This is a genomic window from Amycolatopsis sp., from assembly GCF_036008905.1.
In the GTDB taxonomy this organism is placed as follows: Bacteria; Actinomycetota; Actinomycetes; order Mycobacteriales; family Pseudonocardiaceae; genus Amycolatopsis.
In genome coordinates this window covers 78,850-90,225 of sequence record NZ_DASYMU010000091.1, presented here as the reverse complement: position 1 = coordinate 90,225, position 11,376 = coordinate 78,850, and the positions used below count along the sequence as shown (strand labels likewise).

Sequence of the window (11,376 nt, the reverse complement as noted above, 5' to 3'; positions counted from 1 at the left end):
ACAGCTCGGCGTGGCGTTGCTGGCCGCCGACGAGGGCATCACCGCCGAGGCGCTGCCGTCGGCGACCGGGCGGCTGGCCCGCAAACGGGCCACCCCCGTCCTGACCCGGCGGGTGAAGCAGGCCATCGCCGAGTGGTACGTGCTGGACATGCTGGAGAAGTCCTGGGGCGGGTTGATGGAGCACACCGAGCAGGGCTACAACATCGGCAAACCGCCGTACGGCTACGAGGTGGTCACCGAGCCCCACCCGGTCCCGGCCAAGGCCGCCCTCGGCAAGGTGAAACGCCGCCTCGTGCGCGACCCGGTCCGCGGCTCGGTGGTCACCAAGATCTACACCTGGCGGGTGGTCGAGCACCTGTCCTACGACCAGATCGCCGACCGGCTCAACCACGACCCCGACCGGTACCCGCCGCCGCAACCCATCCTCGGCCGGGGCCGTCGGGCCATCGGCGCCTGGACCAAAGGCTCCGTACGGGACGTGCTGTGCAACCCCAAGTACACCGGCCACATGGTCTACAACCGGCGCAAGAACCCCCGGCGTGACCGCGGCCGTGCCGGGCAAGGTCAACCCGCCGGCCGAGTGGATCTGGTCCAGCAAACCCACCCACGAACCGCTGACCACCAAGACCCAGTTCCTGGCCGGCACCCCGATCGGCAAGGCCAACCGCGGCTCGCGCACCAGCGACGGCCCCAACCGGCACCGGCCACCACCCGCACCTACCGGCTACGCTCCCACGTCAACTGCGACCTGTGCGGACGCCGCCTGTCCGGCAAAATCCGCCGCGCCGGCGACACCTACTTCTACTACGCCTGCGAACCGGTACCCGCCCACCACGCCAGCAAGCCCTGGTACCCACCCACCCCAAGAGCCTGTGGGTCCGCGAAGACAAACTCCTGGCCGAGGTCCGCCGGTTCTTCGCCACCCGCATCTTCGGCCCCAACCGCGCCGCACTCCTGGACGCCGACCACGGCCAGCCCGAGGTCGACGACGCCACCACCGCCCGCATCGCCGCGCTGCGTGGCAAGATCAAGGACCTGGAGCGGCAACAGGTTGGTCTTTTCGGCGCGTTCGGTTTCCAGGGTGTCGAAGCGGTGGCGAAGCCGGTCGCGGAAGCCGCGGTCGGTGGGGTCGGTGGTTTCCAGTTCGGTGATGAGCCGGTCCTGCCGGGCGGTGAGGTCGTCGATCTGCTCGGTCAGCGTCTCGGCGCGGCGGGCGTCGGCGTGCTGCTTGCGGCCCGGTTGTTGGGCGAGGCTGTGGCGGAGGAAGGCGTGGCGGTCGGGGCCGAAGACGCGGGTGGCGATGACGTGGTCTAGTGCCTCGGTGAGGGTGTCTTCGCGGACGTAGACGGCTTTGGGGTGTTCGGAGGGGTAGCGGTCGAGGCGGTCGGCGTTGTTGCCGGCCGGGTAGCAGGAGTAGTAGGCGCGGCCGTGGCGGGTCTTGCCGAACATCCGCTGGTTGTACAGTCCACAGTGGACATAGGCTCCGCGATCGGGTGAGCGCGGTTGATCGGCATGATCTGGGAGCGCAGTTCGTCGGTCGGGGCGTGGAGGGATATCTGAAGTCCGAAGTCCGGCGACCGCCGCGCCAACTCGCGGATTCCAGCGGTCACGCCGACGGTGGAGACGTAGAAGGTGAAGTCCTTGAAGCGCTCGCGCAACAGGTCCCTGGAGGACACGACCGCGTCGAGGTTGAGCAGGGGTTCGCCCATCCCCATGTAGGACAGGTCGAACCGTCGGCGCTGTACGAACCCGAGGTCGTCCAGGACGAGTTCAACCTGTTCGACGATCTCCTCGGGCGTGAGGTCGCGGCTGAATCCGATCACTCCGGTACTGCAGAAACGGCAGGCCAGAGCACACCCGACCTGCGAGCTGATGCACAGCGAGTCCTTGTTGTTGTCCTCCAACCGCAGGAAGACCGCCTCGATGCGCGCGTCGTCGTCGAGTCCCAGCAGGAATTTCGTCGCTCCGTCGCCGGAAGCGATCTTGTCGAGGATTCTCATGGCCATTCTCCTGGTCTTCGGCATCAGGCAGGTCGGTGTTCCATGTCGCCGGTTGGTCATCTGCGGGAGGGGACGACGGCGGCCGCGACGCGGCATTCGTCTCCTCGCTGGCGTTCGCGAACAGCGCCACCTTCGGCGCTTCGGTTGGGCGCACAGTGGCTCTCGTCGCGGTCGTATCCGGCTGCGTCTGCGGCGACGAGGGGTAGATCGTCGGGTGGCTCGTGCTTGCCGTGTGCTGCCTGGCTTGCGCGTCGGCGGGCAGGTCCAGGCAGGGCCACGGCACCCAGGGGCAGGCGAGACACGCTGCTGTCTCCGGCGCCAGCGGCAGCACCACACGCCCAAGTCGTCTCTCATGTCCGCCGTCCCGGGCGACCGTCGCCGTCGTTCCACGGCTGCCGCCCATAGGCGGCGTAAATGGCGCGTGCCCACTGGGCTTGTGTGCAGTGCTCGTGGAACACCAGCCGTCCCCACAGCGCCACGCAGCCCAGGCACCAGCCATCGGTATCCGGGAGGCGCTGGCGCAGCACCTCGGCGGCCGCCCGGAGCACCCGACTTGTCTCGTCCGGGGCCGCCGGGTCGGCGTCCACCGAGACCTCCCCTCCCGTCCACCGTCAGGTCCCGCGGCGCCTGGCCAGCCGGTGACCCTCGCCGGGCCGAGCGGGCAGCGCCAGACGGGCGAGCCCGATTCGGGACCGGTCATCTCAGCCCAATCCCGCGGCGAGACCTGGCCGGCCAACCCTGTGAGCGCCGACCAGCTCTGGCCGCGTTGCACCCGGCCGGCGCAGCGGTAGCCGCAGACTGCGGCTGAAGATGACGACCGCCGATTCCCGCCGATGGCACGGGCCGAAGGAGCCGCATGCCAGGCATCGACCCGTCGCGCTGGAGGTGATGTGCGCATCCAGGGTTCGTTGCGCGGCGGCCAACTGCTCGTCGGCCGTAGACGCGTAGTACGTAGTCGCGGCCATCTCGTCCTCCCCGGTCCGTCTCGTCGCCGGTACCCCGCGTCGTCGTCGGGCTTCGTACGGGCCGAGAGCCAAGGCCATGCCGGTTAGTTGCGGCGACGCCCCTGGACGCGTGCCCCACGCTGGTTCCCTCCTTCGAGTCGAGGTCGGACGCGCCGGGAGCCAGAGGGAGCTCCCGGCCTACCCTCGCCTTCCGGCGCGTCCGGCCAGTCACCCAGCGATGCGGACCTATGTCACGAACCGCTGGGGATCGCGGTACCGACAACGTTGACGGCGGGGGTACCGGCATCGGCACCTCGCGTGGCCGTCGTCCTGGGTCTTCTCGGCGGCTTCTCGGCGGCATTTGGTCCGATGGCGACTGGACAGGTGCGGCATGGCTTTGAACACGGCCACCCCCGCGCCTACGCTGAGTTGGCCCAACGGGCGAGACGGAGGCGACGATGGGCGAACCGCCGAACCTGATGAAAGCGCTCCTGACAGAGCGTCACATGCAGTCACATGCGGCTTTCTGCCGCGAGTACACCGCCGTCGCTCGACGCATTGACCCGGCGCTGGCGAGTACCGCGCCCGGTCGCGAGCAGTACCAGCGGTGGCTGTCGGCCGGGTGAAGACCAAGCCCCACCCCGACCACTGCTGGGTACTCGAACGCATGTTTCCCGGCCGGAGCGTAGTTGAGTTGTTTTCGCCTGTGTCGGAGCCGCAGGCGCCTCCAGAAGAGGAGACGACAACGAACAGGCGAGACCTATTTCAGCTGGGTGGCGTGACCGTTGCGGGCGCATTCTTCGAGGGATTGTGGTCAGAGCCCGGTCGAATGCACTCAGCGTTGGACCGTGGCTCCGTCAGCCCGACCCGGTTGACCGCGTTGCGACAGGACGCGGGGGACCTCGGCGTGCAAGTCGTACGAGTCCCGCCGGCAACCTTGATAGACGAAGCGCTCGCCCAGTTCCGCAGTGTTCGACGGCTCGTAGGCAAGAAGCAGTCCCTGGCGGCGCAGCGGGAACTTGCCGTGTGCGGCGCAATGTTCGCCACCGTGCTCGGCGAAATCCTCTTCAACCAAGGCGCGTTCCCGCTCGCGGCACAATGGTACGGAATCGCTCGCCGGTCAGCCGAGGAAGCAGGGGACCAGTACCTGGCAGATATCGCCTTGGCGGGTAGCACATATCTGCCGACGTATGCTCTCGATCCCCGCGCGGTGCTCGCCAACGTGACGCCTCGACTGGAGACCAAACACCCGCCATCGCCGGCGATCGCGTGGCTGTGGGGATTCCGCGGCAAGGCCCACGCGATGCTCGGCGAGGCGGACGCCTTTCAACGGTCGATCGACCGGGCACGGCAGGCGCTTGACCGGTCATCACCCGATCTCATCCAACCGGGCATCTTCTCGTTCGTCCCCGAGAAGTTGGCCTTCTACGAAGCGCGCGGCTGGGTCGAACTGAACGACGCCGACGCGGCCTCAGCCGCCGCTGACCGCGCGATCAGCCTGTACGACTTCACCGAGACAACCGAGCCAGCCCTGGCCCGGTTTGAACAAGCGAGCGCCTACGCGCAGGCCGGTGAGCTGACGGAAGCATGCCGCATCGCCACGACGGCCGTGGTGGACCGCCGCACCTACCACGGGATCACCGTTGTCGCGAGAGCTCATGAGTTCGATCGTCTACTCGGGCCATCGACCTGTGAGTCGGTCCTGGACTGGCGCGAAGTGCTCACGTCGCTGCGCAAGCCCCAACTCGCCCTGGCCGCCACGCATACCGAGGTTGACTGATGCCGACCTCTCGGGAGCTCCTCGAACAGTACGTGCAGTCTGGGAAGCTCATGCAGCTCGCCACCCTCGGAGCGGACTACTCACCAGTGGTCTGCAACGTGTGGTACGACGCCCATTTCGCGCCGGACCTCCTTCGGTTCATCTCCAGACACGATCGGAACCACAGCGCGAACATCCGCAAGGACCCACGAGTAGCCGGAAGCATCATCGCGATCCCCCTCGAAGCGCTCGGCCAGCCCGTCGCGGGCGTGACCTTCACCGGAATGGCCAAGGAACTGAGTACGACCGGAGTCGAGTCCGAGGTAGACGCCTTCGTGAAGCGATGGCCGGCCGCAACCGGCGCGATAGATCCTGCGAAACTGGCACGTGGAGAGACGCCCACCCGCATCTATGAAGTGGCGGTCGAAGAGTGGGTCCTGTTCGATGAGATCAACTTTCCAGAGCAGCCCCGTCAGGTGATCCAGGCGACTCGGGTTCGTTGGAGACTCGCCCCCAATAGGTCAGAGAGCGTGATCCGGTTCCGCGTACATCACGTCGCGATCAGCGTACGAGATATGCAAGAATCCATACGCTTCTATGAGACGTTCGGGTTCCGTCAGGTCATCCACTACGCGGATCCCAACGGGGACTTTGAGATCAGCCACCTCAAGCTGGACACCGGGTTCCTCGAACTGTGGTGGTACAAGGACCAGGTCGCCGCACCCGAATCGGCTGCCGAGCTAAGTAGCGATCTTCCAAGGATCGGGGTGAAACATCTAGCGCTTCGGGTGGAATCGGTCGACGAGGCCAAGCGTCTCGTTGAAGAACTGGGAATCCCACTCGCGGTACAGCGTCGAGACGGAAACACCGGCGTTGCCTACTTCTTCATCAGGGATCCGAGCGGGAACCTTCTTGAAATCCTGGAAGACGACCGGAGCCTCTGACACATTCGGCGAAAAGCGAATCGCCGCCAGACCCAACTGGGCCACCCTCCGAGCAAAGCCATCGAGGCCGTAATGCGGGTGCGCGCACAGGCTGGCCTCTACGGTCCGTCCCGTGGAGATTCGCGAGTGCGGAGCCGGTGACGTCGCACACCTGGAACGATGGAAGCCGTCCGGGTTGACGCAGGTCCACGCCCTCCGGTTCCAACGCCAGGAGCGAGGGCTGGGCACCTTCCTGATCGCCTGGCTCAACGGATCGCCCGCCGCTTCCGCCGAGATCCGTTGGGACGGCTGCGCGGCCGTGGAGGTACAGCGTGCCTTTCCTGACTGTCCCGAGATCAACGGCCTACAGGTCTGGCCCGCCGAGATCCGCTCCCAGGGCGTCGGCACATCCCTCACCACCGAGGCCGAGATCAGGGCCAGGCAACGCGGATATGGCTGGCTCGGTCTGGGGGTCGACGATCACAATGATCGAGCCGCCGCGCTGTACCTTCGGCTTGGCTACGCCGAGACCGATTGCCGTTACCTCGACCGGTACTACTACGTCTCGCAGGACGGCGGCCGGCATGACGTGGCGGACCCATGTCGGTTCTTGATCAAGTCGCTCTAGCGCTGGCTGCCAGTCGGCAGTTACGTGTCGTCGCCATGGTATGGACGGACTTCTACGAGACCTGCCCCGGTCCGTCAGGCCGAAACCGCCGCCGGCCACAACTGGCGGCGCCGAGGCCTGGTCCTCACCCAGCGACCTCGCTGAGGCGGCGGTCGATGTGGCGGAGTCGACGAGCGAGGGGCACAACGCCGGCGCGTTCGGTCCAGTCGATGATGGTCCCGCCGCAGTGCGGGCAGTCCTGTCGAAGCAGGGTGTCTGGTCCTACTTTGAGGTAGATGATCTGGCAGGTGTCGCAGATGATCAGGTGGTCGTTGTCGTAGGCGTCGGTGAGGTGTTCCCGGCTGGTGTGTCGTCGGGCGCGTCGGTTGAGGGCGGCCCAGTGGGCTTCGACGGTGGCCTCGCGCTGGGCAGGGTAGTCGCCCCAGGTGTCCTGTTGGACTTGCTGGCGAGTCCGCGTCGGCGCCGCGCGAAGCATGGCGATCTCGGTGTCCTCAGCGAGGTGTCCGTCAGCGAGGGTGGCGACCAGGCGGCACAGTCGTGGTTCGGCCGCGGCGAGATGGTCGTGGGAGAAGACCACGAGCCGGGCCTGCTGCGCCCACAAGGCGGCGTGGCGTGCTTCGAGGACAGGAACGAAGGGCCAGGCACGTTCGCGTCCATCGGATCGCGGGATCCGGCGCCGGTTGCGGCCCCACTCGATGACCTGTGCGACGAGGTCGGAGTCCCCGTCGAGGAACGCGGCCGGGTCGGTACCGATGAGGGCATGAAGAGCTTCGGCGGCGGGTTCGCTGTCCAGCCAATCGGGCAGGGCCTGAAACGAGCGGAGGTCCCGTAGGACGTCGAGATCGGCTTGGCGTTGCGCTGAAGCATCACGGGCGTCGCGGTCCAAGGTTTCGGCTTGGGCGTCGAGGCGTTCGCTGAGCAGTTCGACCAGGGTCAGGTCGGCGGCTGCCGCTTCGGGCACCTTCCAGCAGGCTTCGGTGATGGCGTGGGCTGGGTTGTGGCCGCAGGCGGCGACAACGAGCACATCGGCGGGGTCCTCGAACGGCAGCCGGTCCTCGTGCTGAGTGATCAGCTGCCCGGCGGCGCGGGCGAACGTGGCGGCCCGGGTCGCCGTGGTCGTGAGCAGCAGCAGGGCGGGCAGTACGGGTGTATGCCCTCCCAAGCGCGGTCGGCGGCGTAGGCCAGGTACCGGGCGACCTTCTCCTTGAGCAGGGTCTGGGTCATCGATGCCAGGTCGACCTCGATGAACGCCACCGCAGGGCTGCCGTCGGGCATGCTGATGTGGGCGACGGCGTCGGGAGTCAGCCGGTACCGGCGCGACCAGTACGTGCCGGCTTCCCATTCCTGCCACCCGGCCCGGTCTGTCAGCCAGTCCTCGATCGTGATGCCGTGGGCTGGGCCGTGTTCGGACAACGTGAGCCAGACCTCGGTGATCGCGGCGGCGTGGGCGGCGAACATTGCCGACGGCTTGCCCTCGGCGGCGGCGGTGCCGGCCACGAGGCGGGCACCGGTGGGCCGCAGCCACCAGTGTCGGGGCGCGGAGCCGCTCTCCCGCCCCGGACGGGCACAGGCGACCAGGCCGGCATCTTGCAGCCGGTCCAGCCGGTACCGGACGGTGCGTTCCGGTGTGCCGGTGGCGCGGGCGAGTTGGTTGGTGGTCATCACCCGGTGCTGGTCGAGCAGGACCAGCAGCAGATGCGACGGACCGTCCGAGGTGCGCAGGCGGGTGAGGAAGGCGGAGTCAGCCACGGCGGCACCCCCGCCCGGTCCCGGGCTCCTGTGGACCCGCCCCGGTGACACGACAAGTGTCAGTCGCCGGGGACCAGAACTCCGCGAAACCGGCCCTGACCAGCATGGACAGAGCCCCAGCCCTTGCCGTTCGGGTCCAGATCAACCGGCAACCCACCCCAGCCCGGCCGCCGTGGATACCCGTGTCGGGTGACAGAGGTCGGCCCTTACTGACAGAGATCGCCATCGGTACGGCCGTCCCCGAGCGAGACCGGCGTACCGCTGTCAGCGCCACACACCACCGGGCCTCTGTCGTCGCGGACAGAGGCGTGACAGCGGCAAACCCCTTACAGGACTTGACTTCAGCCACGGCCTTCACCTCCGGCCACGGCCACCAGAGCACCGACCGGGGAGACGGCCTGGGAACCGGGCGCGTTCACGACCTGCAGCAGATGGCCGAGACGATCGTTACGGACCCGGTGCCCCGACGCCCGCAGCCCGGCGGCGAGGTTGCGTCGGTTCACCGGCTCCCCGGCCGCGACCAACTGGTCCCGGACCACCAGAGCAGCGTCCACCAATCCGATCGGATCGGTCCCCGCCGACGCCGGATCACGTGAAACGCGGCGGGGACCAATCGCCTTCGATCCATCGGTCTCAGGACCACCGTCAGCCTTTCCGGTCCCAACCCCCTCGGCAACGGGACCGCTGGGACCAGGGGACCGACGCACGGGACCGGCCGTACCTTGCTGACCCGCGAAGCCGATACCGTGCTCCGACCGCGCATCGAGCAGGCCGGCCAACAGCTTGATCGCCACCAGCAGCGCCACCGCCGGCCAGCCGGCCACCAGCCGCCCGACCGGATCCGACGCCCCGACCGCGACGTTCGCGGCCACGCTCGCCGCCGTACCCGCCGCCAGCGCCACCCACGGCAACCAATCCGCCCGCGTCCCGGCCCGCCGGTGCGCCAGCAACACCAGAGACGCCACGACCTCGATCCCATCCACCGATACGGGGAAGGCGTGCGAGCGCCACCCGACCTCACCATGAAGCCGAGCCAGCTCAGCCATGTGGGAGTACGAGATCGCACCGGCGACACCGGCGAGCCCGACCACTGTCGCACCGGCCGCCCCGACGATCGCCCGGTCCAGGGCGCTCATCGCACACCACCCGAGCGAGGCCAGGAAGTACGATCAGACAGCGAAACGGTCGCCTCGATCACCAGCTGACGGGATCTCGACGACCGTGCCCTTGTTTGTGGTGCCCCCGGTGGGATTCGAACCCACACTGTCGGAGGTTTGAGCTCCGTTCCTCTGCCGGTTGGGATACGGGGACCAGCACGCGGTCATAGGGTACCGACTACTCTGATCGGGGCGGTAATCGCTGTCCACGTTTCGAGGTCGATCGGGGTGTCGCGGGTGGCTGACGTACCGAGCCGTCGGGTGCTCATCGCGGAGGACGAGGCGTTGATCCGGCTGGACCTGCGCGAAATGCTCGTCGAGGAGGGCTACGACGTTGTCGGCGAGGCGGCCGACGGCGAGACCGCCGTGCGGCTGGCGGAGGATCTGCGCCCGGATCTCGTCATCCTCGACATCAAGATGCCGATCATGGACGGCCTGGCGGCCGCGGAGAAGATCGCCGGGCCCCGGATCGCGCCCGTCGTCATTCTGACCGCCTTCAGCCAGCGGGACCTGGTGGAGCGGGCGCGTGCCGCCGGGGCGATGGCCTACCTGGTCAAGCCCTTCCAGAAGAGCGACCTCGTGCCGGCGATCGAAATAGCTCTGTCCCGGTACTCCGAGACGGTGGCGCTCGAGGCCGAGGTCGCCACGCTGCACGAACGGCTGGAGACGCGCAAGGCGATCGAGCGCGCCAAGAGCATGTTGATGATCGCGTACGACATGACCGAGCCGCAGGCGTTCAAGTGGATCCAGCGCACCGCGATGGACCACCGCATGACGATGCGTGAGGTGGCCGACCGGATCCTGGCCGAAGCGCCCACGAACCCGTCCGCGAAGCCTGCGTAGAAACCATCTTGTTACACCCGGCCGGCTTCGGCCGTGACCGCATGTAACGGTTCAGCCAATCCCCTGAGCGAGCACTTACGGTCTCCTCCCAGGTTCGAATAGAGTCCCCGGCCAGACCGGACCACGGTTTTTGGGGTCTCCGTCACACCCCGGCTTTCTCGAAGTCGGGAGCCGACATCGAGACCACTGGATGGAGGAGGGTTCGAAGCTTTGAGGCAACGACTCGTACGCGTGGTGGGCGTCAGCGCCCTCGCTGCGGCGATGGTCGCCGGTGCCGCCGCATGCGCCAGCTCGAACAGCGGGGGAACGGCGGGCAAGAACTGCGGCCAGAAGATCGCATTCTTCGGCGCACTGACCGGCGGCAACGCCATCTTGGGTATCAATATTCGGGACGGCGCGAAGCTGGCCATCAACCAGTACAACGCCAAGAATAAGAACTGCACCGTCGAGCTTGTCGAGAAGGACTCGGAAGGCTCCCCCGAGAAGGCGCCGCCGCTGGCGACCGCCGTCGCCAGCGACCCGAAGATCCTCGGCGTCATCGGGCCGGCGTTCTCGTCCGAATCCAAGGTCGCCAACCCGATCTTCAGCTCCGCCGGCGTGGTGATCCTTACCGCGTCCGCCACCGACCCGACCCTCGCGGCGCGGGGGTGGAAGACCTTCCACCGCGGCCTGGGTAACGACGCCTCGCAAGGGCCGGCGGCGGCCAGGTACATGAAGGACACGCTCAAGGCACAGAAGGTGTACGTCATCGACGACGCCTCCGACTACGGCAAGGGCCTCGCCGAGCAGGTCAAGACGGCCCTGGGCAGCGCCGTCATCGGCAGCGACGTCATCCAGGAGAAGCAGGTCGACTTCTCGGCGCTCGTCGCCAAGATCCAGGCCGCCAACCCGGACGCGGTCTTCCACGGCGGGTACGTGCGCGAGGGTGCGCCGTTCCTCAAGCAGTTGCGCGGCGCGGGGGTGAAGGCCAAGTACGTGGCCGGCGACGGCGTCAAGACCGACGACCTCATCAGCGGCGCCGGCAAGGACGCCGCCGAGGGTTCGGTGCTCACCTGCCCGTGCGTGCCGGGTGACAAGCTCGGCGGTTCGTTTCCCACCGACTACAAGGCCGTGAGCGGAGGACGGGCTCCCGGCACCTACAGCGCGGAGGCGTACGACGCGGCCAACATCCTGCTGAAGGGCATCGGGGCCGGGAACACCACCCGCGCCAAGCTCAACGACTTCGTCAACAAGTACGAGGGCCAGGGCATCACCACCAAGTTCAAGTTCCAGGCCAACGGTGAGCTTGACCCGAACTCCGTCGCGGTGTGGGCATACACCGTCAAGGACGGCCAGATCGTGCCCGACAAGGAGATCCCGAAGGCCTGACCGGT

The 11,376-nt window shown here is 67.6% G+C and carries 12 protein-coding genes, 1 tRNA gene and 1 pseudogene; 8 read left to right on the top strand and 6 right to left on the bottom strand.

What is annotated here, in order from left to right; genetic code table 11:
* Positions 1-148 precede the first annotated feature (148 nt).
* Both VGP60_RS41745 and VGP60_RS17580 read left to right on the top strand, forming a co-directional pair.
* Positions 149-544: pseudogene (locus VGP60_RS41745) on the top strand (recombinase family protein); the annotation flags it as partial.
* Between the two features lie 206 nt (positions 545-750).
* On the top strand, positions 751-1,314 hold the full coding sequence (locus VGP60_RS17580; protein WP_327549084.1) for a hypothetical protein: 564 nt from the start codon (positions 751-753) through the stop codon (positions 1,312-1,314).
* Here the strand turns inward: VGP60_RS17580 and VGP60_RS17575 are convergent.
* Together VGP60_RS17575 and VGP60_RS17570 are read right to left on the bottom strand one after the other, a co-directional pair.
* Positions 1,311-2,000, bottom strand: a complete 690-nt coding sequence (locus VGP60_RS17575) for a radical SAM protein (RefSeq protein WP_327549083.1) — start codon at positions 1,998-2,000, stop codon at positions 1,311-1,313. The two genes, VGP60_RS17580 and VGP60_RS17575, sit on opposite strands and share 4 nt — an antisense overlap.
* A gap of 350 nt (positions 2,001-2,350) precedes the next feature.
* A complete protein-coding gene (locus VGP60_RS17570) occupies positions 2,351-2,587 on the bottom strand; it encodes a hypothetical protein (protein WP_327549082.1) in 237 nt (78 codons plus the stop codon).
* A gap of 815 nt (positions 2,588-3,402) precedes the next feature.
* Here VGP60_RS17570 and VGP60_RS17565 point away from each other — a divergent pair.
* The 4 genes from VGP60_RS17565 to VGP60_RS17550 all read left to right on the top strand — a co-directional run bounded on the left by VGP60_RS17565 (position 3,403) and on the right by VGP60_RS17550 (position 6,254).
* A complete protein-coding gene (locus VGP60_RS17565; RefSeq protein WP_327549081.1) occupies positions 3,403-3,570 on the top strand; it encodes a hypothetical protein in 168 nt (55 codons plus the stop codon).
* Positions 3,571-3,815: 245 nt separating this feature from the next.
* On the top strand, positions 3,816-4,724 hold the full coding sequence (locus VGP60_RS17560) for a hypothetical protein (RefSeq protein ID WP_327549080.1): 909 nt from the start codon (positions 3,816-3,818) through the stop codon (positions 4,722-4,724).
* Entirely contained in the window at positions 4,724-5,647 is a 924-nt protein-coding gene (locus VGP60_RS17555; RefSeq protein ID WP_327549079.1) for a VOC family protein, read from the top strand. Before VGP60_RS17560 ends, VGP60_RS17555 begins: the two co-directional genes overlap by 1 nt.
* Before the next feature lie 112 nt (positions 5,648-5,759).
* The gene (locus VGP60_RS17550; RefSeq protein ID WP_327549078.1) at positions 5,760-6,254 is read left to right on the top strand and encodes a GNAT family N-acetyltransferase; all 495 of its coding nucleotides are present in this window, start codon (positions 5,760-5,762) and stop codon (positions 6,252-6,254) included.
* 124 nt (positions 6,255-6,378) lie between these two features.
* On the opposite strand, the gene VGP60_RS17545 is transcribed toward VGP60_RS17550, so the two are convergent.
* The 4 genes from VGP60_RS17545 to VGP60_RS17530 form a co-directional block, all read right to left on the bottom strand.
* On the bottom strand, positions 6,379-7,416 hold the full coding sequence (locus tag VGP60_RS17545) for a hypothetical protein (protein ID WP_327549077.1): 1,038 nt from the start codon (positions 7,414-7,416) through the stop codon (positions 6,379-6,381).
* Positions 7,323-8,003 carry a replication-relaxation family protein gene (locus VGP60_RS17540; protein ID WP_327549076.1) on the bottom strand — a complete coding sequence of 227 codons (681 nt, stop codon included), beginning with the start codon at positions 8,001-8,003 and terminating at the stop codon, positions 7,323-7,325. Before VGP60_RS17540 ends, VGP60_RS17545 begins: the two co-directional genes overlap by 94 nt.
* A gap of 341 nt (positions 8,004-8,344) precedes the next feature.
* Positions 8,345-9,139, bottom strand: coding sequence for a DUF2637 domain-containing protein (locus VGP60_RS17535; protein WP_327549075.1), 795 nt, complete (start codon positions 9,137-9,139; stop codon positions 8,345-8,347).
* Positions 9,140-9,237: 98 nt separating this feature from the next.
* A tRNA-Leu gene (locus VGP60_RS17530) sits at positions 9,238-9,314 on the bottom strand.
* A 74-nt stretch (positions 9,315-9,388) separates the two neighbouring features.
* On the opposite strand from VGP60_RS17530, the gene VGP60_RS17525 reads away from it, so the two are divergent.
* Together VGP60_RS17525 and VGP60_RS17520 are read left to right on the top strand one after the other, a co-directional pair.
* Positions 9,389-10,003, top strand: a complete 615-nt coding sequence (locus tag VGP60_RS17525; RefSeq protein ID WP_414640367.1) for an ANTAR domain-containing response regulator — start codon at positions 9,389-9,391, stop codon at positions 10,001-10,003.
* A gap of 210 nt (positions 10,004-10,213) precedes the next feature.
* A complete protein-coding gene (locus tag VGP60_RS17520; RefSeq protein ID WP_327549073.1) occupies positions 10,214-11,371 on the top strand; it encodes a branched-chain amino acid ABC transporter substrate-binding protein in 1,158 nt (385 codons plus the stop codon).
* Positions 11,372-11,376 lie beyond the last annotated feature (5 nt).